The 22,163-nt window shown below is 69.1% G+C and carries 29 protein-coding genes and 1 pseudogene; 17 read left to right on the top strand and 13 right to left on the bottom strand.

From position 1 onward, the window contains the following. Window positions 1-3 precede the first annotated feature (3 nt). Window positions 4-360, top strand: a complete 357-nt coding sequence (locus BGN97_RS08090) for a sterol carrier family protein (RefSeq protein ID WP_292699888.1) — start codon at window positions 4-6, stop codon at window positions 358-360. An 81-nt stretch (window positions 361-441) separates the two neighbouring features. Then, window positions 442-759 (top strand): potassium transporter Trk, encoded by a 318-nt coding sequence (locus tag BGN97_RS08085; protein ID WP_292699886.1) that lies wholly within the window; start codon window positions 442-444, stop codon window positions 757-759. A 22-nt stretch (window positions 760-781) separates the two neighbouring features. Here the strand turns inward: BGN97_RS08085 and BGN97_RS08080 are convergent, their stop codons facing one another. The 3 genes from BGN97_RS08080 to BGN97_RS08070 all read right to left on the bottom strand — a co-directional run bounded on the left by BGN97_RS08080 (window position 782) and on the right by BGN97_RS08070 (window position 2,682). Continuing rightward, window positions 782-1,480, bottom strand: a complete 699-nt coding sequence (locus BGN97_RS08080; protein WP_292699884.1) for a YceI family protein — start codon at window positions 1,478-1,480, stop codon at window positions 782-784. Between the two features lie 113 nt (window positions 1,481-1,593). Further along, entirely contained in the window at window positions 1,594-2,193 is a 600-nt protein-coding gene (locus BGN97_RS08075; RefSeq protein ID WP_292699882.1) for a zinc-binding alcohol dehydrogenase, read from the bottom strand. A gap of 129 nt (window positions 2,194-2,322) precedes the next feature. Next, window positions 2,323-2,682, bottom strand: a complete 360-nt coding sequence (locus BGN97_RS08070) for a hypothetical protein (protein WP_292699880.1) — start codon at window positions 2,680-2,682, stop codon at window positions 2,323-2,325. Window positions 2,683-2,925: 243 nt separating this feature from the next. Between BGN97_RS08070 and purM the strand changes: the two genes are divergently transcribed. The 3 genes from purM to BGN97_RS08055 are packed head-to-tail and all read left to right on the top strand — an operon-like array spanning window position 2,926 to window position 6,836. Beyond that, complete coding sequence (purM, locus tag BGN97_RS08065; RefSeq protein WP_285629818.1) at window positions 2,926-4,044, top strand: phosphoribosylformylglycinamidine cyclo-ligase; 1,119 nt, start codon at window positions 2,926-2,928, stop codon at window positions 4,042-4,044. 6 nt (window positions 4,045-4,050) lie between these two features. After that, entirely contained in the window at window positions 4,051-5,517 is a 1,467-nt protein-coding gene (purF, locus tag BGN97_RS08060; protein WP_292699877.1) for an amidophosphoribosyltransferase, read from the top strand. Next, on the top strand, window positions 5,514-6,836 hold the full coding sequence (locus tag BGN97_RS08055) for an MFS transporter (protein WP_292699875.1): 1,323 nt from the start codon (window positions 5,514-5,516) through the stop codon (window positions 6,834-6,836). The genes purF and BGN97_RS08055 overlap by 4 nt, the downstream gene beginning before the upstream one ends. A 61-nt stretch (window positions 6,837-6,897) precedes the next feature. Here BGN97_RS08055 and BGN97_RS08050 read toward each other — a convergent pair whose 3' ends face one another. Both BGN97_RS08050 and BGN97_RS08045 read right to left on the bottom strand, forming a co-directional pair. Beyond that, the gene (locus tag BGN97_RS08050; RefSeq protein ID WP_292699873.1) at window positions 6,898-7,386 is read right to left on the bottom strand and encodes a hypothetical protein; all 489 of its coding nucleotides are present in this window, start codon (window positions 7,384-7,386) and stop codon (window positions 6,898-6,900) included. 137 nt (window positions 7,387-7,523) lie between these two features. After that, window positions 7,524-7,973, bottom strand: coding sequence for a sigma-70 family RNA polymerase sigma factor (locus tag BGN97_RS08045; protein ID WP_292699871.1), 450 nt, complete (start codon window positions 7,971-7,973; stop codon window positions 7,524-7,526). Window positions 7,974-8,135: 162 nt separating this feature from the next. Between BGN97_RS08045 and BGN97_RS08040 the strand changes: the two genes are divergently transcribed. The 7 genes from BGN97_RS08040 (at window position 8,136) to BGN97_RS08010 (ending at window position 13,446) form a co-directional block, all read left to right on the top strand. After that, window positions 8,136-8,438: a hypothetical protein gene (locus BGN97_RS08040; protein WP_292699869.1), complete on the top strand. Its 303-nt coding sequence runs from the start codon at window positions 8,136-8,138 to the stop codon at window positions 8,436-8,438. A gap of 4 nt (window positions 8,439-8,442) precedes the next feature. After that, entirely contained in the window at window positions 8,443-9,342 is a 900-nt protein-coding gene (locus BGN97_RS08035; RefSeq protein ID WP_292699867.1) for a hypothetical protein, read from the top strand. 22 nt (window positions 9,343-9,364) lie between these two features. Beyond that, window positions 9,365-10,525 (top strand): peptidoglycan-binding domain-containing protein, encoded by a 1,161-nt coding sequence (locus tag BGN97_RS08030; RefSeq protein WP_292699864.1) that lies wholly within the window; start codon window positions 9,365-9,367, stop codon window positions 10,523-10,525. Then, window positions 10,522-12,426, top strand: coding sequence for an ATP-binding cassette domain-containing protein (locus BGN97_RS08025; protein WP_292699862.1), 1,905 nt, complete (start codon window positions 10,522-10,524; stop codon window positions 12,424-12,426). The genes BGN97_RS08030 and BGN97_RS08025 overlap by 4 nt, the downstream gene beginning before the upstream one ends. Before the next feature lie 10 nt (window positions 12,427-12,436). Then, the gene (locus BGN97_RS08020) at window positions 12,437-12,562 is read left to right on the top strand and encodes a hypothetical protein (protein ID WP_292699860.1); all 126 of its coding nucleotides are present in this window, start codon (window positions 12,437-12,439) and stop codon (window positions 12,560-12,562) included. Window positions 12,563-12,631: 69 nt separating this feature from the next. After that, window positions 12,632-13,099, top strand: a complete 468-nt coding sequence (locus tag BGN97_RS08015) for an XRE family transcriptional regulator (protein ID WP_292699857.1) — start codon at window positions 12,632-12,634, stop codon at window positions 13,097-13,099. After that, window positions 13,096-13,446, top strand: a complete 351-nt coding sequence (locus BGN97_RS08010; protein ID WP_292699855.1) for an antitoxin — start codon at window positions 13,096-13,098, stop codon at window positions 13,444-13,446. Before BGN97_RS08015 ends, BGN97_RS08010 begins: the two co-directional genes overlap by 4 nt. Before the next feature lies 1 nt (window position 13,447). Here BGN97_RS08010 and BGN97_RS08005 read toward each other — a convergent pair whose 3' ends face one another. Next, window positions 13,448-14,272 carry an MOSC domain-containing protein gene (locus BGN97_RS08005; protein WP_292699852.1) on the bottom strand — a complete coding sequence of 275 codons (825 nt, stop codon included), beginning with the start codon at window positions 14,270-14,272 and terminating at the stop codon, window positions 13,448-13,450. 95 nt (window positions 14,273-14,367) lie between these two features. Continuing rightward, a complete protein-coding gene (locus BGN97_RS08000) occupies window positions 14,368-14,556 on the bottom strand; it encodes a DUF3073 domain-containing protein (protein ID WP_285629825.1) in 189 nt (62 codons plus the stop codon). A gap of 152 nt (window positions 14,557-14,708) precedes the next feature. Here BGN97_RS08000 and BGN97_RS07995 point away from each other — a divergent pair, with 152 nt between their 5' ends. Then, entirely contained in the window at window positions 14,709-15,251 is a 543-nt protein-coding gene (locus BGN97_RS07995) for a universal stress protein (protein WP_292699847.1), read from the top strand. 6 nt (window positions 15,252-15,257) lie between these two features. On the opposite strand, the gene BGN97_RS07990 is transcribed toward BGN97_RS07995, so the two are convergent. From BGN97_RS07990 to BGN97_RS07975, 4 genes and pseudogenes are all read right to left on the bottom strand, one after another. After that, a complete protein-coding gene (locus BGN97_RS07990) occupies window positions 15,258-15,737 on the bottom strand; it encodes an FCD domain-containing protein (protein ID WP_292699938.1) in 480 nt (159 codons plus the stop codon). Beyond that, a pseudogene (locus BGN97_RS07985) lies at window positions 15,714-15,836 on the bottom strand (GntR family transcriptional regulator); the annotation flags it as partial. The gene BGN97_RS07990 and the pseudogene BGN97_RS07985, both read right to left, overlap by 24 nt. Window positions 15,837-16,261: 425 nt before the next feature. Further along, complete coding sequence (locus BGN97_RS07980; protein ID WP_292699844.1) at window positions 16,262-16,891, bottom strand: PadR family transcriptional regulator; 630 nt, start codon at window positions 16,889-16,891, stop codon at window positions 16,262-16,264. Beyond that, complete coding sequence (locus tag BGN97_RS07975; protein ID WP_292699841.1) at window positions 16,891-17,730, bottom strand: DUF4097 family beta strand repeat-containing protein; 840 nt, start codon at window positions 17,728-17,730, stop codon at window positions 16,891-16,893. Before BGN97_RS07975 ends, BGN97_RS07980 begins: the two co-directional genes overlap by 1 nt. Window positions 17,731-17,905: 175 nt before the next feature. Between BGN97_RS07975 and BGN97_RS07970 the strand changes: the two genes are divergently transcribed. Beyond that, on the top strand, window positions 17,906-18,694 hold the full coding sequence (locus BGN97_RS07970; protein WP_292699838.1) for a MerR family transcriptional regulator: 789 nt from the start codon (window positions 17,906-17,908) through the stop codon (window positions 18,692-18,694). 123 nt (window positions 18,695-18,817) lie between these two features. Here BGN97_RS07970 and BGN97_RS07965 read toward each other — a convergent pair whose 3' ends face one another. After that, entirely contained in the window at window positions 18,818-19,024 is a 207-nt protein-coding gene (locus tag BGN97_RS07965; RefSeq protein WP_292699835.1) for a hypothetical protein, read from the bottom strand. A gap of 240 nt (window positions 19,025-19,264) precedes the next feature. Here BGN97_RS07965 and BGN97_RS07960 point away from each other — a divergent pair, with 240 nt between their 5' ends. Beyond that, the gene (locus tag BGN97_RS07960) at window positions 19,265-20,647 is read left to right on the top strand and encodes an FAD-dependent oxidoreductase (RefSeq protein ID WP_292699832.1); all 1,383 of its coding nucleotides are present in this window, start codon (window positions 19,265-19,267) and stop codon (window positions 20,645-20,647) included. Here the strand turns inward: BGN97_RS07960 and BGN97_RS07955 are convergent. After that, entirely contained in the window at window positions 20,571-21,287 is a 717-nt protein-coding gene (locus tag BGN97_RS07955; RefSeq protein ID WP_292699829.1) for a Pr6Pr family membrane protein, read from the bottom strand. The two genes, BGN97_RS07960 and BGN97_RS07955, sit on opposite strands and share 77 nt — an antisense overlap. A gap of 115 nt (window positions 21,288-21,402) precedes the next feature. Here BGN97_RS07955 and BGN97_RS07950 point away from each other — a divergent pair, with 115 nt between their 5' ends. Next, a complete protein-coding gene (locus BGN97_RS07950; RefSeq protein ID WP_292699826.1) occupies window positions 21,403-21,783 on the top strand; it encodes a CrcB family protein in 381 nt (126 codons plus the stop codon). Then, window positions 21,780-22,139 (top strand): CrcB family protein, encoded by a 360-nt coding sequence (locus tag BGN97_RS07945; protein WP_292699824.1) that lies wholly within the window; start codon window positions 21,780-21,782, stop codon window positions 22,137-22,139. The genes BGN97_RS07950 and BGN97_RS07945 overlap by 4 nt, the downstream gene beginning before the upstream one ends. Window positions 22,140-22,163 lie beyond the last annotated feature (24 nt).

Here is a 22,163-nt window from a genome sequence, read left to right as displayed (position 1 = left end):
GGCATGCCCGCCCGCAGGATCGAGATCGCCGACGGCCGCGCCGCGCTCGCCGCGGTCGAGGCCGGCGACACCGCGCGCCCGGTGACCGCGACGGCTGTGCGCTACCTCCTCCAGCTGCTCGACGAGAAGGCGCCGGGCAACAGCGTCGAGGTGCGCGTCCCGCCGTTCGGCGCCGTGCAGGTCGTGCAGGGCCCGCGGCACACCCGCGGAACCCCGCCGAACGTCGTGGAGATGGACGCCGCGACCTGGGTCGCCGTCGCCACGGGCGCGCAGACCTGGACGGATGCCGTGGCCGCAGGCCGCGTCTCGGCATCCGGCGTCCGTGCCGATCTCTCCGACCTGCTCCCGCTGCGCACCTGACGCGCTCGCGCGAGCCGAGCCGCGCTGCCGATGAACGGCGCCCGGAGGCCACGCATATGCGGAGCGTGGGACAATGGAGGCATGTCGCAGAGCGCAGAGCACGAGACGACCGAGGCCCGCATCCGCCCGGTCCCGCGCTTCGGCGTGTTCCTGGGCCTGGGCGCCGTTCTCGGCGTGATCGTCGCCGGCATCCTCACCGCCGTCGGCAGCTACGAGAAGTCCGAAGTGCTCGACATCGTCTACCCGCCAGGGCAGGTGTTCGGCTTCGCGCTGCTGTGGACCGTCCCGATCGGCATCGCCTTGGGCGGGCTCGTCGCGCTGATCCTGGAGCGGATGGCGCGCAAGCACGAGCGCATCGTGCGGGTCGAGCACGAGCGCATCACCGACCCCGAGAGCTGAGCCCGGCAGCAGGAGAAGCCGGTCAGCTCCGCACGAGCTGCAGCGAGAACTCCACCACGCCGGAGTCCTCGACCTTCACGAACCCGAGGTTCGGCGCCTCCACGCCGAAGTCGGAGAACGTGATGGGGATGCTGCCCGCCACCTGTCCGGTGGCCCCGTGCAGCACGGCATCCAGCTCCACCGTCACCGAGCGGGTCACTCCCGCGAGTGTCAGCTCGCCCTTCGCGCTCACCTTCTGAGCGACGCCCGGCTGGGGGATGCCGTCGGCGACCACGGGCTCGGTCAGCTCGAACGTCGCGGTGGGGAACTTCCCCACGCGCATCGCGGTGCTGCGGAAGTAGCTGTCACGGTTCCCGGAGTCGGTCGCGATCGACGCGACGTCGACCTCGATGCGCGCCGCTGTCAGCGAGGAGTCGGACACGGTCAGCGATCCGGTCACCTTCTCCGTGCGCCCCGTGACGGTGACGTCGGTGCCGTTCAGCACTTCGTCCACGCGGTAGCCGGCGAAGGAGCCCTCACCGACGGTCCACTCCCCCTGAAGGTCTTGCGGGTCGATGGTGGCGCCCGCTTCAGTGGGCGATGCGGGGGCGAGCGTGGGCGCCGATTCGGCGGGGGCGACGAGGTAGTCGCGGTAGATCAGCGGGCCGGCGAATGCGGCGGCGCCGATCGCGACGACCGCGATGCCGGCGGTGATCAGAGTGATGCGGGTGCGCTTCTTCATGGCAGTGTCCTGTCGTGGAGGAGTGTTCGCGACGATGAAACCGCCTCCACCGGGGAGATATGCCGGTATCCGGCGACTGCATAGGCTTCCGCCAGCCGAACCATAGGCGCCGCTCAGGCGAGTTCCGCGATCACGGGCCGCATGGCCGCGTCGAAGGCGACGACGTCGCGTCGCAGGCCGTCGGTCACGGCGACGCTCAGGGCGCCGATCCACCAGATCCCCCGCTGGCTGAACGGCAGCACCTGCACGTTCAGCTCGAAGGAATGCGCGCGCCGGCCGATCTCGCGCTCGAACTCGGCGATCGCGCTGGCGTACGCGCGGTAGGCGCCGCCCGAGGAGCTGACCGAGTCGACGTAGCGGTTGTGCGCGTCCTGTGCGTAGCGGAGAGCCGCCGCGGCGTGCGGCACGATCGCGTCGCGCAGATCCTCCGCACCGGTCGTGGGCAGCGCCACGAGGGTGTCGAAGCCGTCGACCAGCTCAAGGGGCACCTCGGAGCGGTGCGCGCGCGGTTCGACGGTCATGTCCCAGTACTCGCGCCACTGCGCCTCGAGCGCATCGTCGACATCGGTCGCGTCGGGCCGGCGCACCTCGAGTCCGCGCAGCGCGGGAAGATCCTCCGGCGCGCGGATGCCGAGCAGCTGGCGCAGCGCGAGGGCGACCAGCACCGAGGTGCCGGCGTCCTCGCGGATCAGCCACTGCGGCTTATTGCTCATGGCCCCATCGTATGGGGCCGGGCGCCGCCGCGCGCCGACTCTTCGAGGGTCTCCGCCTGTCGGGATCGTGCAGGGGCCGCATCCGTCAGACGGATGCGGCCCCTGCACGGCTCGGAGGGCGCGGGGCGCTCAGCGCCTGCGCTCGAGGATGCGGCGGCGCAGCCGCTCGCGACGACGGGATGGGGGACGCGTGGCGTCCACCAGGGCCTGACGGGCGGCGGCGAGGGTGGGGTAGCTGCCGATGCGGCGGCTGTGGCTGTCGTGCACTACGTGCACGTTCTGCTCGACGGTCACGAAGCCCGCGTACTCGCCGCGGTTGGTCGCGACGAAGACATCCTCGTCGGCCTGTCGCCAGGAGAGGTCGGTGATCTGCTCGGTCTGTGGCTCCTGAGCGCCCTTCGTCTCGTCGCTGCGCTCCTCGCTCAGGAGCCGCGGAGCGAGACGAAGGGCGGGCGCGTCGGAGCGCGCGGAAGTGTGGATACTGCTCATGATTCTTGATTCGTGTACGGGCGCCACGCTGCCGCCTCCGCAATGGCCGGGGAGGGGATCGCATCGGTGCGGTCCAGCCTTGAGGGTGCCCTGGCCGGGGCGTGCGCTGCGCCGGGTGAGAGTCGGCGAAAACTTGCGCAACCACATACTCTAGCACGTCCGGCGGGTCGGCATCCGTCGCGACGGCATCCGGCTGGCGCATCGGCGACCTTCGTGACGCGCCCGGCCCGGTAGGCTGTACGGGTGGCAGCCTCCCCCACCAATCCCTATGCTCAGGCCGGCGTCGACACTGCCGCCGGTGATCTCGCGGTCGAACTCATGAAGGCCTCCGTGCGCGCGACGCACGGGCCCGAGGTTCTCGGCGGAGTCGGCGGATTCGCCGGCATGTTCGACGCCAGCGCCCTGCTCGGCTACACGCGTCCGCTGCTGGCATCCAGCACCGACGGCGTGGGCACGAAGGTCGCCATCGCACAGGCGATCGACAAGCACGACACGATCGGGCAGGACCTGGTCGGCATGGTCGTGGACGACATCGTCGTGGTGGGCGCGAAGCCGCTGTTCATGACCGACTACATCGCGTGCGGCAAGGTCGTCCCCGAGCGCATCGCCGACATCGTGCGCGGCATCGCCGAGGCGTGCTCCGCCACGGGCACCGCGCTCGTGGGCGGCGAGACCGCCGAGCACCCCGGTCTGCTCGGCCCGCGCGACTACGACGTCGCGGGCGCGGCCACCGGTGTCGTCGAGGCGGATGCCGTGCTCGGCGCCGACCGCGTGCAGGACGGCGACGCGGTGATCGCGCTGGCATCCAGTGGCCTGCACTCCAACGGCTACTCGCTCGTGCGGCACATCGTCGCGAACGCGGGGATCGGCTACGGCGACAACGCCGCCGACCTCGGCACGACCTGGGGCGAGGCGCTGCTCGAGCCGACCCGCCTGTACACGACGCCGCTGCTGAAGCTCATCGAGGAGCTGCCCGCCGGCGCCATCCACTCGCTGAGCCACGTGACCGGCGGCGGCATCGCCGCCAACCTCGCCCGCGTGCTGCCCCAGGGCAGCTGGTCCGAGGTCGATCGGTCGACCTGGTCGCCGAGCCCGGTGTTCCGCGTGCTGGCCGACATCGCCGGCACCCCGATCACCGACACCGAGGGCACGTGGAACCTCGGCATCGGCTTCCTGGCCGTCGTCGCGGCGGAGCAGAAGGATGCTGCCATCGCCGCGATCGAGGCGCAGGGCATCCCCGCCTGGCAGGTCGCGACGGTGCACACCGGCGCGCGGCCGGCAGGCGAGTTCGAAGAGGGCGCCAAGGGCGTCGATGGTGGAGCTGTGCGCCTGGTCGGCGCCTACGCGAACGGAACGAAGTAACACCCCATGTGCGGCATCGTCGGAATGGTCGCAGGCGGCCCCGTCAATCAGGACATCTACGACGCGCTGCTGCTGCTGCAGCATCGCGGGCAGGATGCCACCGGCATCGCCACGGCCGAGCCGAACGGCGTCATGCACATGGCGAAGGCCGAGGGCATGGTGCGCGAGGCGTTCCGCACCCGCGACATGCGCTCGCTGCTCGGGAACATCGGCCTGGGTCACGTGCGCTACGCCACGAAGGGCACCGCCTCCAGCGAGGAGGAGATGCAGCCCTTCTACGTGAACGCCCCCTACGGCATCGTGCTGATCCACAACGGCAACCTCACGAACACGCGTGAGCTGACCGCCGACATGGCGCAGCGCGACCGCCGTCACCTGAACTCCTCGAGCGACACCGAGCTGCTGCTGAACGTGCTCGCGCACGAGCTGCAGACCACCACCTCCGCCGTCGACCTCGATCCGGAGCGCATCTTCGAGGCGGTCGCCCGCACGCACCAGCGCATCGAGGGCGCCTACGCCGTGATCTCGATCATCGCCGGGTACGGCCTGCTCGCCTTCCGCGATCCGTTCGGCATCCGTCCCCTGATCCTGGGCCGCCGGGCCGGCCGGGAAGGCGCGACCGAGGACGAGTGGGTCGTCGCCAGCGAGTCGCTCGTGCTCGAGAACGCCGACTACGAGGTGGTGCGCGAGGTCGAACCGGGCGAGGCCGTGTTCATCACCAACGAGGGCGAGCTGTTCACCCGGCAGTGCGCCGAGAACCCGCAGCTGACCCCGTGCGCGTTCGAGTACGTGTACCTCGCCCGCCCCGACTCGATCATGAACGGCGTCTCGGTGTACGAGTCGCGGCTGCGCATGGGCGAGAAGTTGGCCGACACCATCGCCAAGCACGTGCCGCTCGACGAGATCGACGTGGTCATGCCGATCCCGGACTCCTCGCGCCCCTCGGCCATGGAGGTCGCCCGCAAGCTCGGCAAGGAGTACCGCGAGGGCTTCTACAAGAACCGCTACGTGGGCCGCACGTTCATCATGCCCGGCCAGGCGGTGCGGAAGAAGAGCGTGCGGCAGAAGCTGAACGCGATGTCGGCGGAGTTCCAGGGCAAGAACGTGCTGCTGATCGACGACTCGATCGTGCGCGGCACCACCAGCAACCAGATCATCCAGATGGCGCGCGACGCGGGCGCCAAGTCGGTCATCTTCGCCTCGGCGGCCCCGCCCGTGCGCCACCCGCACGTGTACGGCATCAACATGCCCTCCCGCGCCGAGCTGGTCGCGCACGGCCGGACGATCCCCGAGATCGCGGAGGAGCTCGGCTGCGATCGCATCGTGTACCAGGAGGTCGAGGACCTCAAGTCCGCGATCATCGAGGGCACCGACCTGACCGATCTCGACATGAGCTGCTTCGACGGACGCTACGTCACCGGAACCGTGACCCCCGAGTACCTGGAGTGGGTCGAGAAGTCGCAGTCGTCGTGACCACGTCGGGCGCACGGCCGCTCTGGCAGGGGCGCGCGCTCGCGGTGCTCGGCATCCTGCTGTGCGCCTTCTCGCTGCGTTCGGCGGTGGCATCCCTGTCCCCCGTGATCCATGAGATCTCCGCGGACTTCCCGCTGTCCTCGGCGGTGCTCGGGCTCATCGGCACTCTGCCGCCGGTGTGCTTCGCGGTGTTCGGCCTGATCACACCGCTCCTCGAGCGGCGGCTCGGCATCGAACGACTCACGGTGATCGCGCTGTGCGCCATGACCGCGGGGCTGATCCTGCGCGGTCTGGTCGGGGAGTCGGTCGGTCTGGTCCTCGCGACGGCGGTGATCTTCGCGGGTGTCGGGATGGGAAACATCCTCATGCCGCCGCTGGTGAAGAAGTACTTCCTCGACCGCATCGGCCTGATGATGACGCTGTACACGACGGCGATGGCGTGCTCGACGTTCGTGCCGCCGCTGGTCGCCGTGCCGGTCGCGGATGCGGTGGGCTGGCGCTTCTCGCTGGCCATGTGGGCCGTGTTCGCCGCCGCGGGAGTGATCCCCTGGCTCATCATGCTGATGAGGGGGCGTGACGCTTCGACGGGCTCAGCGACCCAGGGAGGAACAGGGTCAGCGGCTCAGGCGGAGTGGGTCCCTGAGCCTGTCGAAGGGCCCGACTTCGCCGCGACCGGACCCATCGCGACCTCGCCCAGCAGTCGTCGCCTGTTCGCGCGGCTCGCGCGCATCCCGCTGGTGTGGGCGCTCGCGCTCACCTTCGGGACCTCGTCGATCATGGCGTACGTGGCCTTCGCCTGGCTCCCGGTGATCATGGTCGAGGTCGCGCACGTCAGCGCGTCGACGGCGGGGCTGCTGCTGTCGCTGTTCGCGTTCGTGGGCCTGCCCTCGTCACTGCTCATCCCCGTGCTCGTGGTGCGGTTCCACGCCACCAGGCCGCTGTTCCTCGTCGGCGCGATCGGCGGCATGATCGGCATCCTCGGTCTGCTGCTCGCGCCGCTGCCGGGACTGCTGTGGCTGTGGACGGTGCTGTTCGGGCTGGTCGGGCTGCTGTTCCCGCTGGCGCTGGTGCTGATCAGCATCCGCTCCCGCACGCCGGAGAGCGCCGTGCTGCTCTCGAGCTTCGTGCAGAGCGTCGGCTACGTGCTCGCCGCGATCTTCCCTGTCCTCGTCGGCGTGCTGCACGACGCGACCGGCGGCTGGACGATCCCGCTGCTGGTCGTCGGCGCCATGCTCGTCGCGAGCATCCCGGCCGGCATGATCGCCGGGCGCCGCCGCACGGTCGAGGACGAATGGGAGCGCAAGCACGGCGCCTGGTGACGCACGGACTGCAATGCAAATCCCCCAGCGGCCGGTGGAATCACATGCGCTCCCCGACTGCTCACGGGTCCTTGAGGTCGAGAGTTGTACAGGTGACCTCGTCGGTCACAGGGAACACTCCTAGGCGACCATCTCGGAGTATGCAGGTGAAGAGGTCGGGGATGGGGACGCGCGTCTCCTCTGATGACCCTTCCGATGTGAATCCACCGATCTGCCAAGCGGCTCCGCATTGCGCTTCTGCGAAGCGCACTCGGTCTGCCATCGTCTTGGCAGGTGCGACGGAACCGTCGGGCAAGGCGGTTCCGACCTCGATCGTCTCCGACTGGACCGATGCCGTTGCGTAGCAGAGCGATACGGACTTCTCTGCGTACGTGGCTTGGACGATCGCGATGGCGCCACCGGTCAGAGCGAGGCTTGCTACGGCGCCGATACCCGCGAACATCCACTGTCTCCGGCGGCGCTGACGCACCGACTTCGTCGCTATGCGTGTCTGGATCCGGGCGAATTGCGCGTCGAAGTAGTCCTGATCTGGATGCTGTTCGTCAGGCATCGGCGTCACCGATCTCCCATGATCTGCGAGAGCTCAGCCCGCAGAAGCCGGCGCGCCCGTGCAAGTCGGTTCCGGATGACACCCGTGCTGCGCGAGGTGGCCAACGCGGCTTCCTTGTACAGCATCCCCTGCTGCAGTCAGAGTTGGATGATTCTTCGATCAAGGGGTTCGAGCTTCTGGAGCGCAGCGACCAAGGCGCTTGATTCCTCCGCTTCGATCATGGCTTCAAAAGCGATATCGGGAGTCGCTTGATCGGCTTGAGTGAGCGGTGCTGGATGTGGTCGGTCGGATCTGCGATTCGCATTGGACACGAGGTTGCGGGCTGTGGTGAGAATCCATGGCAACGCGGATGGGCCGGGCATCTGCGACGCATCGAGTTTCGCCCACGTTGTCACGAATACCTCCTGGAAGACGTCGTCGATGTCATTCGCGTCGTGGAGTCCGGTGCGAATGAATTCGTGGACAGCGGCAGAATGCCGGTCGAACAACGTTTTCAGTGCATCTGAACCTGTGGCCCGGATCGACAGTGCGAGTTCCCGGTCTGTTGGCTCCAGCGCATCGCCACGCTCTCCGTCTCTGCCACCCACGGTGCCCATTATCGTCGATGATCAGGAGAAATCGACGTCTTATCGCGTATGCCCAATGTGTCTCAACCTCACCAATGTCCTTGCGGGTTTTCCAAGCTGCTGGCCAGGATCAGTCGTGTACTGAAGCCGAGGGGGCATCATGGGACGCAAGGTCAGACGAGGGTGGCCATCTGGGTGATGGTGGGGGCGACAATGCTCACCTCCGCCATCGCGGTGGCGTCTCCCGCATCGGCGCGTGTGTACATCCCGGACTATGCGCTGTGGGACTACGTCGGAACGAGCTATGACGCGAACAACTCTGCCACGTCAATCTACAACCACGGCGTCTCGGAGACTGCCTACATGTACGCGGGAGACCACCACTCCGGGCTGCTCTTCAGCATTCCTAAGGGGAACTACAACTGGTGGCTCCCCGCTGGGCAGAACGACAACATCGAGTCGGGCTACTACGCGTCGTACAACTGACCAGATGATCACCTCGAATCGACGTCTTCGGGACCGTTCCAGCAGCCTCGCCGCCGGAACGGTCCTCGTCACGCTCGTGCTCACTGGGTGCGGCACCACGCAGGAGAAGAAGATCACTCTGCCGCCCCAGAACATTGGCGCGTGGTCATTGCCGCTCGATGAGTTCACCTACACAGCATCACCTCTGCGTGATTATGCCGAGGCGCTGCTGGAGAAGCCGTGCTACGAGCAGCACGGCGTCGAGTGGCCCGTGCCCTGGCGTCCGGTCGACGTCGGGCTGGGAGCGTCCTACAGTGCAGGCCTGCAGCGGATCTTCAACGCCGATCTCGCCGCGAAGTTCGGATACCACGCAGCTCCCAACGACTATGAGGGCATCGCCGAATGGAAGTCCTTCGTGCGGAAGACCTCGGCCATCGCGGAGAAGACGCCGGGTTTCGACCAGATCATGGATGCGTGCCAGAGTGCGTCTCGGGAGGCGCTTCCGCTCCCCGCCGACGACGACATGGACTATGCGCTGTCGGCGGCGTCGGTGATCAACACCGAAGCACTCGCCTCGGCCCCAGTGATCTCGGCGGGACAGGCATGGGCGTCATGCATGGCTGGCCGCGGCTACGCGGGCCTGTCGCCCGAGCCGCAGGAGGCGCCCGGCGACGCTCTTCAGGAACAGTGGAAGGTGGGCTATCCCGGCACGATGCCTGGGCGGGATGAGATCGCCATGGCGACCGCGGACGCCGCCTGTCTCGAAGAAGGCGGATGGTCAGAGAAGCTCTACCGCGAGGTCTGGCGCCGGCAGGCGGATTTCGTCGAGAAGAACGCGGATCGCCTGGTCCGCATCCGCCAGGAGTTCGCAGACGACCGGGAGCGGCTGCTTGGCGCCGTGGCGCAGAACGCACCTGGTGAATGAGGCGCGGTTCAGGAGGCGAAGCGTGCGGCGCGCGCTCGTCTGCAGTGCCGTCGTGCTCGGTGCTGCGGTCCTCATCGGCGGCGGTTGGTTCGCGGCGACAATCTTCGTCTCGCCGGGCCAGGTCGAGGCCGCGGCGAACCCGCCTGAGCAAGCCCCGCTGATCGCCGAGGTCGAGCGGGGCGACCTGACGTCGTCCGACGTCTTTCCTGCGTCGGTCGAGTTCGCCGACAGGCAGGTACTCACCCTCTCTCCGGCAGCAGGGGATGCTCGTGCCGTCGTGACCAGCTCGCTCGTCGGCCCGGGCGAGGTGGTGAAGTCCGGTCAGATGGTCGCCACGGTGAACGGCTCGCCGGTGTTCCTGATCGAGAGCCCGTTCCCCTTCTATCGCGATGTCGGCGTCGGCGACTCCGGTCCCGACGTCGAAGCACTTCAGAATCAGCTTGTCGGCCTTGGGCTGCTCGACGGCGCCGACGGCGAGTTCGGATCGCGCACTGCGAGCGCCCTACGCCGGCTCTACGCAGGCCAGGGCGCCACGCCACCGTTGCGTGCGGCTCCCTCCGACACGGAGCCCGCGGCCGCCGAAGCGGCGGACGATGCGACGTCAGACCCTGCCGAGAAGCAGGTGTATCTGCCACTGACATCCATCCTGACGGCGCCTCATCTGCCGGCGACGGTCCGCTCCGTACCGGCGGTCGGTGAGATCGTCTCCGAGGCGACGGCCCTTACGTTGGACTCGGCCGCCGTCGTCGTGCGGATGCAGATTGGCGAGGCCACCGACGTCGCCGTCGGCGATTCCGTGCGAGTCGCGGTCGACGGGCTCGACGAGCTTGACGGAACAGTGCAGGACGTGACCGTGCCAGACGCCGGCGGAGAGTCAGAGCAGGCAGACTCGCCATCCTCCGCTCTTGCGACTGTGACCCCGACGGGGATGACGCCGCCTTCCGAGGCGGTCGGAAAGGCGGCCACGGTCATCGCCAACGAGCGAGTGCTTGCGAGCAATGCACTGCTCGTTCCGCTCTCGGCGGTCAAGATGACCGCGGGCGGCGAAGGCCAAGTCCTACTGCACCAGGACGGGCAATTTCAGCGTGTTGATGTCCGAGTGATCGCAACCGTCGACGGCTCTGCGGCGATCGAGCCGCTGGAGGGCCGGATCGACGCCGGGCAGGAGGTGCGCCTCGGATGACAGGTCCGCTCTTGTCCATCAGGCGAGGTAGCCGGGTCTACGGCCCGAGCAGAGTCGGGTCCGCCAGGGTCACCGCGCTCGACGAGATCGACATCGACATCCGTCGGGGCGAGTTCGTCGCGATCGTCGGCCCGTCGGGCGGCGGCAAGTCAACGTTGCTCTCCGTTCTCGGTCTGCTGGACGAGCTGACCAGCGGCGAGTACCGGATCGATGGTGCACTCACATCCGGGCTCTCGGACAGGCGTCGCACGCGACTGCGCTCGCGGACGATGGCCTTTGTCTTCCAGGCCTTCCATCTGCTGGAGCGCCGGCAGGTCATTGACAGTGCGGAGCTCGCGCTTCTCTATCAGGGGGTGGCCAGAACCGAGCGTCGCCGACGGGCCGCCGACGCGCTCGCCGCGGTGGGGCTAGCAGCGAAGGGGGAGGCTGAGTCGGCCGACCTGTCCGGCGGACAACGCCAGCGCGTGGCCATCGCGAGGGCGATGGCCACCGCGAACCCTGTCATCCTCGCAGATGAGCCGACCGGTAACCTCGACACGACCGCCGGCGAAGCGGTGCTCGACCAGCTGGACGCACTCCACAGGCGGGGGGCGACGGTCGTCGTCGTCACACACTCCGAATCGCTGGCCCGGCGAGCCGATCGGGTCATCAGGATCGAAGACGGCAGGATCGTCGACAACCCCAGCCCGGCCGACGCCGGCGGCAATAGAGGGGCCGCCGTACACGAAGCGGCGGGCATCGGATCGGTGAGGCTCGACGGGCGCGGATTGCGCATTGGGGACCTGCTGGCGGACGCGTTGCGGTCGGTGCTATCGCGGCGGCTGCAGACGCTCGCACTGCTGGCGACGGTCGCGATCGCCGTGGGAATGATGGTCGTCACCCTTGGCGTCGCATCCTCCGCGCGTGCTCAGGTTTCCGGCTCATTCGATGCTCGCGCCAATCGGGAGGTGAGCGTGACGACGCAGTCCAACGAGATGTCGCTCGCCGACGCCGTAAGGCGAGCGTCGGATCTCGCTGGGGCCGACGATGTGGCAGCGCTCAGCGATCACGGTGACGTATCGGTCACGTCCCCGGGCGAGGCGTTGTCGGTGAGCCTTCACGGCGTTGCCGGAGACCTCGCATCGGCGACGCGAAGCACGATCCGGTGGCTGGGCGGCGGGGTCCGTGAGCTGCGCGATAACCAGGTCCTGCTGGGTGCATCCTTGGCGGCTCAGCTCCGATTGCCTCCCATCGAGCTCTCGCCGGAGGTCTTGATCGACGGCAGACCGTGCGTCGTCGTCGGGACGATCGAGGTCTCGGACCGCTATCCGCTTCTCGCCGGAGAGGTGGTAGCGAGCGAAACCACAGCGAACCACTTCGGGCCGCCGAACCAGACCGACGTCGCGATCGTGACAGCTGCGGGCGCGGCCGCGCAGGTGGGCGAGTACGCTCCGTTGGCTCTGGATCCGCGGCACCCCGACGACTACCTGGTGCATGTCCCGGTCGATCCGCAGTCGTTGCGTCAGGATGTCGAGGCGGGCGTGCAGACGGCCCTGACGGCCTTCACGGTACTCATGGCCCTGGTGGCAGCATTCGCCGTGAGCAGCACCCTCACGATGTCGGTCGTCTCCCGGCGCAGTGAGCTGGGGCTGCGACGTGCCATCGGTGGCCGTGCACGCGACGTGGGGATGCTCGTCGCAGCGGAAGCATCATTCGTCGGCATCGTGGGAGGCGCCGTGGGACTGGTGCTCGGTGTTCTCTGCATTCTCGGCTTCACGATCGCGCAACGTTGGCTACCAGTCTTCGACGTCTGGCTGATTCCGCTCAGCTTGGTGGCCGGCCTGGTGCTGGCGGCAGTGAGTTCGCTGGTTCCGGCGGTGAGAGCGGCGCGGGTGGCGCCCGCCGTCGCGCTCCGAAGCTGATGGGTTGCCGGTGCGCAGAGTGCGATCGAATGACTGGACCGTTCCGCTGCTGGTCCTCGGCGTGGCGCTCGTGGCGAGCATCCCGGCCCGGCTGGTCGCCGGTCGCCGGTCGCCGGCGCACGGCGGCGCGTGGTGAACGAAGGTCGCTGACCAGCCGCGGCGAAGGTCGAGACCTCGATGATACCAACGTTGGTATCATCGAGTCATGAAGGTCGATGTCGTAGCCGCACCGGCACTCGTGCGCGCGGCGCGTGAGGATGCCGGTCTGACTCAACGCGCGCTCGCCGAGGCTGTGGGACTGCGCCAGTCCAACATCGCCGCGATCGAGGCTGGCAATCGATCCGTGTCCGCAGACATGCTCGAGCGGATCCTCGTGGCCGCCGACTACCGTCCGGCGCTGTCTCTGCGCGATCACGCCACCGCGTTGAAGAAGCTCGGTGCTGAGCTCGGCATCACCAACATTCGCGTCTTCGGATCTGTGGCGCGCGGACAGGACCACCACGCCTCGGATGTCGATCTGCTGGTCGACCTGGAACCCAGCTCCGTGCCGTTCCGGCTCGGAGCATTCAAGGGCGAGTCGGAGCAACTCCTCGGTTTCGGTGTCGACGTCGTCGTCGATCGAGGGGACAGGCCAGGGCTGGACCGCATCCGGGAGACGGCGGTGCCGCTGTGACCGCAGCGCCCTCGGCGCGGGAGGTGCTCGCCGACGAGCTCGATCGCATCTCCGAACGGTTGACACGAACGGAGGCGGACGGCAGGGAAGCCTTCTTCGAGGGCTCAGACTCCTACGACCGTGCCGTCGTCGCGGTCATCCGGCTGGCAGCGCGGTTCGAGGATGAACGACGATTCGGCGCGCTGCTGGGCGAAGTGACGGAGCGCGAGCGGATGGGCATCCGCCAGACGCGGAACATCGCCGCGCACCACGGTTATGCGTCGATGGACGAGGAGACCTTCTGGGAGACGACGACCGTCGACATGCCCGCATTCGTCGCGAAGCTCCGCGATATGAACGGGCTGTAGATCAGCCGATCGTCACCTCGTCGCCGACGCGGATCACGCCGCCGGCGCCGGCGGTGTCGTCGACCGAGCCGGACACGCCGTTCAGGAGCAGCAGACGGCCGAGCGTCGGCTCGGGCAGCCCGACTCCGCGGGTCAGCGTCGTCAGCACCTTGGCATCGCGGATGCCGGTGTCGGGGTTCGCGTGCGTCGCCAGGCATCGCACGATCGGTCCCTCCGCCGTGAAACGCAGATCTCCGATGCGCACCTCGCCGGCCCACGCCAGCTCATCCCAGGCTTCCGCCCCCTCGACGACGACGTTCGAGCGGAACCGGCGGTCATCCACGGTCTGACCCAGCGCGGTGCTCAGCGCGTCGATGCTCGCCTCGCTGTGCACGGAGACGAAACCGCGTGCCCGGTCCTGGAACCGAGAGCGCTCGCCGTCACCAACGAGCGCCAGCGGCAGGCGGCCCTCGCGCTGCAGCAGCTTCCACTCCGGGGAGTCGAGCACGAACGCGGTCACGATCTCGGTGAGCTCGGCGCGCCCGTCGGCATCCAGCGCCACGTCGACCAGCAGCGACTCGTCGTGCGTGATCCGCACGCGCTGCGTCTCGTGGTCGAAAGCCACGCGCAGGGTGGCCAGCGAGGGGAACGACTCCAGGGCCAGGCCCTTCGACTTCGGCCAGTAGTCCAGGCCGTCGCGCTGCTCCGGTTCCGCGGCATCCGCGAAGCGGAAGGCCAGCACCCGGTCGCCGGCGACGCGGCCGTCGGGCTGGATGATCAGTTCATCGCACTGCTCGGGCGTGAACCCCTTGATCGGATGACGGTACAGGGCGGCGACGCGGGGCATCCGGCCATTGTGTCATCGGACGATGGGTACGACGAAACCCTGGTCGACTCGGCAGCTGCCGGTCGCCAGGGTGTCTGGTCGTGCGAAGGAGGGGATCAGGCCCGCTCGAGCTCGTCCTCGTCCTCGTCCTCGTACTGGTCGGCCCACTTGTCGACGTACTGGTCCTCCTCGGAGGAGGGGTGGCCGAGCTCGTTCTCCAGTGCGGAGAAGTTCACGTTCGGACTGTACGACTTGAGTTCGCGAGCGATCTTGGTGTGCTTCGCCTTCTGACGGCCACGGCCCATGCGCGAGACCCCCTTTTACGAGTTCAGCAGCGGGCTGTGCGACGCCCGATGGTATTCACGGCACCGGCTCGAGGCCGGTAAGAGTAGCATTCAGGATAGCACGCACGCCAGAGCCTGAGGCCGTCCTGCGGCCGGTGAGGGGAACGATCATCATGACAGATTCCACGCCCACAGCATCCGACGAAGCCGCTCAGAACGCCGCGCTGCAGAAGGCCGTCATCGTCGGCATCCAGCCCGGCCAGCCGCCGCACGTGCTCGCGGAGGCGCTCCGCTACGCCAAGCTGCTCCAGGCTCCGCTCGTGGTCGTCCACGTCGACGTCACGCGCTTCGTCACCTACGAGGATCCGGACGGCTACGTGCACTCCGCGCCCATCGACCTCAACCTCGATGCGGGTGCCGCCGAGTTCGAGGATGTGCAGAAGATGGCTGCCGAAGCCCTCGACAAGGAGGACATCGCCTGGACCACGCGGCAGCTCATCGGCGATCCTGCTCTGGCGATCAAGCAGCTGGCGAACAAGCTCGACGCGCAGCTGATCGTGATCGGCACGCGCAAGCGCGGCATCGGGGAGTCCATCCGGGAGTTCTTCACGGGCTCGGTCGCGGCTCGCCTGGCGCACCGCCAGCACCGCTCGGTGCTCGTCGTGCCGCAGACCGAGTCCGTCCCCGACGACCAGAAGGATGTCTGGGACGAGTAGCCCCCGTCAGTCGAGCGCGTCGCCCTCCGCAGCGCGCTCCAGGTTGCCGCGTGCGCTGGCGGCGGCGGCATCCGCGTCTCCGCGCCTGATCGCGTCCAGCAGCTCCTCGTGCCCGCGCGGGTCGCGCCGGGCCGAGCCGTCGCGCTGCGCGTCGCGACGCACGTACTCGCACAGCTGCGGAAGCAGCGCGGTGTAGACCTCGAACAGGATCGGATTCCCGGATGCCGCGGCGACCGCCTCGTGAACCGCGACGTCGGCGTCCAGCCATTCCTCGCCGTCTGTGCGGGAGCGGAGTTCGAGCGCCTCGGCGATGCGCGCGATGGCTTCGGGGGTCGCGCGCTCGGCGGCCAGTCGCGCGAGCGCGGGCTCGAGCGCTGCGCGTGCCTCGGCGAAGTGCGAGACGTCCGAGCCCGCGCGGGCGAGCGCGCCGGGCAGCTCGCTGCGAGCGCGCACGAAGGTGCCGTCGCCGCGGCGGATCTCGAGCATGCCGCTGTACTGCAGGGCGCGCAGCGCCTCGCGCAGGGTGCCGCGGGCGACGCCGAGGGCCGCCATCAGCTCGGGCTCGGCGGGGATGCGCTCGCCGACGGGCCAGCGGCCCGGTCGTCAATGTGCTGCTGCCCCAGCTCGGGGTCGGCCTCGCGATCACGCGCGCTCAACGCCGCGCGGAGGCGGATGCCGTGGCATCCGCGGCTCTCGCTGTGACCGACCAGCCCGCCCGACCGGCCTTTCCAGTCGGCCCGGAACGACGTGACCTGCGGACGCCTCCAGGTCGCATTCCGTCCCGCTGTGGCATCCGATCCGGCCTTCGGGTCGCAGTTCGTCCCGTCCTCCCGTCCGGATGGCGGGACGAATCGCGACCTGGGCGGATGCCGTCGGCGGTGTCGGGGGCGAACTGCGGCCCGGAGCGCGCACGGCCCCCGGGAAACGCGCCCCGGAAGCGACGGATGCCGCCCGGAATCGATCCGGGCGGCATCCATTGCGACCTGCGCGCCTGCTTCAGAGACGAAGGCCTAGGGGCGCGCTGCCGCCAGGGCCCGGGTGATCTCGTGCGCCGCGTCGTCGAGAGCGCGCTCGAGGCCGGTCACGACGGATGCCTCCAGCAGCCCGCCGCGGGCCACGTGCGTGCGCAGGTCGGTGCGCACCTGCGCACGGAACGCGTTGATGGCGGCATCCGCCCGCTGCAGGTTCTCGCGGCTCGTGACGCGCTCGTCGCCGAGTCCTTCCGCGCGGGGCTGCTTCTTGGCGGCGCGACGCTCCTCCTGAGCTGCGGTGGCGAGGTCGGCGCGCAGGCTGCGCATCGCCTCCTTCACGCTCTGCCGCACCTCGCTGGCGATCAGGCGCACCGAGTCGGAGAGTCCCTCCTCGATGCCCTCCAGGTCGGCCGAGCGCGATTCGAGCTCGGAACGGCCGGCATCCGTGATGGCGTAGATGGTGGTGCGGCCCTCGACGGTCTTGGTGACCAGGCCCTCCTCCTCCAGTTTCGCCAGCCGGGGGTAGATCGTGCCGGCGCTGGGCGTGTAGGTGCCGCCGGTGCGGTCGGTCAGCGCCTGGATGATGCCGTAGCCGTGCTGCGGCGCCTCGTTCAGCAGCGACAGCAGGTACAGCCGCAGGTCGCCGTGCGAGAAGACTGCCGGTGCCATCACTCCTCCCATTCCGGGTCGTCGGCGACGGTCGGACGCGCCTGGCGCAGCACCGTGATGCCGCCCGAGACCGTGTTCGCGCGCACGTCGACGAAGCTGCCGGCGAGCTCGCCCATCTGTCCGGTGTAGTTGCTCGGCCCGCCGCTGGAGCGCTGGATGCCGTCGACCATGAGCTTGCCGCTCATGCTGCGCAGGGCGTAGTTCGCCGGCAGGGTCTCGTCCAGGCGCACGGTCACTCCGCCCGAGACGGTGTTGACGTTCAGGGTGTTCACGTCGCCGATCGCATCGATGAGCACGGAGCCGGACACGGTGTCGACGACGGCCTTGCGCAGCGAACCGGTCACGGCGACGTCGCCCGAGACGCTGTTCGCGACCACGGAGCCGGTCAGGCCCCGCAGCTGCACATCGCCGGAGACGGAGTTCGCCGAGAGGTCGCCGGTCACGTCGTCGGCGATGATGTCGCCGGAGACCGTGTTGAGCTTGACGTCGTTGCGGATGCCGGACACCAGTGCGCCTGCGCTGACCACGCCGAGCGTGAGTGCGATCGCGCGCGGCACGGCGACGCTGATCTCGGCCTTGGGGCCGCCGGCGCCGAAGTTGCGGAACACCTCGAGGAAGTTGTCCCATCCGATCTGCGGGTGGTCGATCTCGATCTGGGTGCCATCGGACTCGACGCGCAGGTCCTTGATGGTGACGCCGTGCACCTCGATGCGGATGCCGGGTTCGTCGTGTGCGATCACGTCGACCTGTCCGCCGACGAGTCCGACCTTGAGCCGGGACGCGGAGGCGATGTCGATGACGCGTTCCTCGCCGGGGGCGATGAGCCACTTCTCGGTCATTGTCGTTCTCTTCCTGGTTGAGGCGATATCGAGATATATCGCGTATTGGAAGAGTAACACGATATATCTCGAGTTAGTCAAGGGGTTCAGTGAAGACTCAGGAACGGCGTGTTTGACCTTGACGCAACGTCAACTTCTACCGTTGTCCTATCGACGAACGAGAGGAGCGGATGCCATGGACTGGTCCATCCAGGAGATAGCCCGCCTGGCGGGGACGACGAGCAGAACGCTGCGTCACTACGACGACATCGGACTGCTCGCCCCCTCGCGCATCGCCGCCAACGGTTACCGGCACTACGACGAGGCCGCGCTCGTGCGCCTGCAGCGCATCCTGCTGCTGCGCGAGCTCGGGCTCGGGCTGCCGCAGATCGCCGAGGTGATCGACGCTTCGACAGGCTCGGCGGCCCAGGCGGCCGAGGCATCCGCTCTGCAGACCCACCTCGAGCTGCTCCGGCAGGAGCAGCAGCGGATCGGGCGGCAGATCGCGTCCGTCGAATCGACCATCACCGCATTGACAGAAGGGAAGAACCTCATGGCCGAGAACATGTTCGACGGCTTCGACCACACGCAGTACAAGGAGGAGGTCGAGGAGCGCTGGGGCCGCAAGGCGTACGCCGACGGCGACCGCTGGTGGCGCGGCCTCTCCGACGATGACCGTGCCGCCTGGAAGCAGCGCGTCGCTGACCTGGGCCGCGACTGGATCGCCGCCGCGGAGAGCGGCATCGACCCGGCGTCCGCCGAGGCGCAGGACATCGCCCGCCGCCACGTCGAGTGGCTCACGGGCATCCCGGGCACGCCGGCCGCCGCCCCGGGCGGCGATGTGAAGGGCTACGTGATCGGACTCGGCGAGATGTACGTCGCCGACCCGCGCTTCGGCGCGAACTACGCGACGAGCGACGGCGGCTCCGCCGGCGCCGAGTTCGTCCGCGACGCTCTGCGCGTCTACGCGGAGGCGAACCTCTGAGCCGACCCACGTCGTCGCAGCTCGCCGCACATTCGGGAGGAGTTCTCGCGCTCGGGAGGAGATTCCCGGGCCGGGACTCCTCCTGAAGGTGCGTTCTCCTCCCGAGCGGATCGGGCGAGCGCGTCAGTTCTGGTCGTCGATGCCGATGTGCGCGATCGTCGCGTGCTGGTTGTGGGACACGTACACGCGCAGCAGCGCGGTGGGGTTCTGCTGCAGGGCGCGCAGCGCGTCGTTCGCGCTGTCGGCCTCGCGGGCGAACGCGCCGACGATGAGGTCTGCGTAGGGCTGGGTGCGGGGATCGGCGTTCCAGCGTCCGATCCCTGCGGGCAAAACGGTATACCAAAATACCGGGAGCCCCACTCAGGAAGGGCGGGAGTGCGCCGGCCGCTCAAGGTGCGGAGTGCGCGCACTCCGCACGACGTCGTCGCGCGCGCCGTCCCATCCCATGATGAGGACGTGCGACGAGCGGGCGGGGGAGATCACGGAGCCGGACACCGCTCCAGCGTACGGCCGCCGCCGCGGGTCGCCGCATGGCATCCCGTCGCCGGGCGCGGGTAGTCTGGCCTGACGATGAGCATCACTCGCCGCACGCTGCTGCTCGGCGCCGGGACCGGTGCCGTCGCGGTGCTCCTTGCCGCGTGCACGCCCGAGCCCACCAAGCCGACGCCGACCCGGTCCACGCCCGCTCCCCGGCCCACCGCCCCCTCCCAGGTGCCCGCTCCTTCGGCGTTCGTCCGCAGCTCCTGGTCGAAGGACCCGTACTCGTACGGCGCGATGAGCTACGTGCCCTCCGGCACCGACCCGCAGCAGCGCGCGACGCTCGCCGAGCCCATCGGTGACCGGCTGTTCTTCGCCGGCGAGGCCCTGGACACCGACAACCCCGGCACCGTCCTCGGCGCGGTGGACTCCGGCCGCGCGGCCGCGCTCGCGCTGATCGTCGCGGCGGGGCCCAAGGAGCGCGTCGCCGTGATCGGCGCGGGCGCCGCGGGCGTGGTGGCGGCGCGGATGCTGGCGGATGCCAACCACGAGGTCACCGTGTTCGAGGCCCGAGACCGCTCGGGTGGCCGCATCCTCAGCCAGAAGGCGAAGGACTGGCCGGTGCCCGCGCAGCTGGGCGGCTGGCTCATCTCCGACGAGCAGCTGACCGCGCTGCACGATCGGATCACCACGCTCGGCGAGCAGCAGCTCACCTTCGAGACGGCGACCGGCTGGTCGAAGGACGGGGCCACCGACACCGTCTCCGGCGACCCGATCGCGCAGGCCGCCGAGAAGGCGGGCGACCTGCCCGCCGACATCCCCCTCGCCGAGGCCCTCACGCAGAACGGCGCCGACCTCGACGACCCTGCGCTCGCGGCATCCCTTGCCTGGCTCTCCGCCACCACGGGCGCCGACCCCGAGAAGGCGTCGAGCTGGTACCCGCCGGCGTTCGCGCCGGACACGCTCACCGGCATGGCGGAGGACCTCGGATCCTTCTTCGAGAAGCATCTCGAGGATCAGCAGGTCACGCTGGCCTCGCCCGTCGTGCGCGTCGCCTACGACGACAGCGGAGTGAGCCTGCGGCTGGGCACGGGCGAGGCGCTGTCGTTCGACCGCGTCATCGTCACGGCGCCTCTGGGGGTGCTGCAGCGACAGGGCATCGAGTTCGCCCCCGCGCTGCCGAAGCCGCATCGCGGAGCGATCGCGTCCCTGGCATCCGGTTTCGTGGAGACGGTGTGGATGCGGTTCGAGGAGCCGTTCTGGGATGCCGAGCAGACGATCTGGCACGTGGTCGGCGGCGACGGCCTGATCCGCACCTGGATCAACCTGATGCCGGCCACCGGCGAGCCGGTGCTCGTGGGGCTCGTCGGCGGAGCGGATGCCGCGCGCTTCGCGGCGCTCAGCGACCGCGACGCCCAGGTCGCCGCCAGAGCGGCACTCGTCTTCTTCGCGCCCACTCCGGCGGACGCGAGCTGATCACGCCCCACGGGGGCAGCCGTACGCGCACGTGGCTGAGCAGCACGAGCGCGGCCGCCACGAGAGCGAAGATCGCCAGCGCGGCGAGGCACGACACGGACATCTCCGGAAGACCCGACACCTGCCGCGGGTCGAGGAAGTAGTACGGGTACCAGCCGATGATCCGGCCGCGCACGATCGTGAACACGCCCCAGACCACCGGGTAGGCCAGCACGAACGGCACCACCCGCCACGAGGCGGCGTGCCGGCTGGGGCCGATCAGCCACGCGATCACCGCGCATGCCGGCAGCAGGTAGTGCAGCACCACATCCGACCAGGGAACCGTGATCGGGATGCCACGCACGCCCGCCTGCCACACGATGATCGAGAACGCCAGGCCGGCCGTCACCGTCCAGCTCAGCACCAGCGCCCTGGCCGACGTGAGCCATACCGGATCCTCCGCGCGTCGCAGCGCGATGACGCCCGCGAGGATCGTCACCGCGGCGAACGCCACGTTCGACTGGATCGTCAGGTACGCGAAGAAGTTGTCGCTGGCGAGGGTCTGCGAGCCCATGCCCCACAGCATCCGATGCGTGAGGGACACGATGCACACGGCTGCGGCGAGCAGACGCAGCCATCCGAAGATCCGTCTCGTCAGCACGCGGGCGTCGTCCTCCTGGCGGCTTCCGCTCCCTCGGGCGGAGCGGCTCAGTCGTCCCCCGAGTCTACGTAACGCGGTCGTCGGGCGGGTCCTGCGCCGTGGCTAGAGTTGGACGGTGACCTCCCCGATGTCCATCGCCACCGTCCTCCGGCGCGCGGCGCTGGTGGCGCTCGGCGGGATGCTGGGCACCGCCGCGCGCATGGGTCTCGGGATGCTCATCCCGGATGCCGCGCTCAGCGTGCTGGCCGCGAACATCGTCGGCGCCCTGGCCCTGGGCATCCTGACGGCCCAGTTGCCGGCCGGCGATCTGCGGGTTCTTCTGGGCACAGGCGTGCTCGGCGGCTTCACGACCTACAGCTCGTTCATGGTCGACAGCGTGCAGCTGCGGGATGCATCTCCGCTGCTCGCTGTCGGGTACATCGTCGTCAGCCTGGTCGGGGGCATCGCGGCCGCCGCCCTCGGGCTGGTGCTGGGGCGGAAGCGGGCGGCATCATGAGCCCGCTGGTGTTCCTGCTCGCCGCCGCATGCGGCGGACTCGGGGCCGCGACACGGTACCTCGTCGATCTCGGCATCGGACAGCTGACCGGCACGCGCTTCCCGTGGGGCGTGATGGTGATCAACATCACCGGCTCGCTCGCGCTCGGCCTGGTGATCGGGATGCTGCCCGGCGCGGCTTTCGTGCTCGGCACCGGCTTCCTCGGCGGGTACACCACGTTCAGCACCGCGATGATCGACACGGTCGCGCTGTGGCGCGACGGGGAACGCCGGGCATCCGCCCTCTACGCCGGGGGAATGCTGCTGGCCGGCCTCGCCGCCGCGGCCCTCGGGCTCTCGCTCGGTCACGCCCTCTGACCGACCCTGATGTCGCGCTCCGGC

Source organism: Microbacterium sp. 69-10, assembly GCF_001897945.1.
Classification (GTDB): domain Bacteria; phylum Actinomycetota; class Actinomycetes; order Actinomycetales; family Microbacteriaceae; genus Microbacterium.
This window is presented reverse-complemented; position numbering and strand designations above follow the sequence as displayed.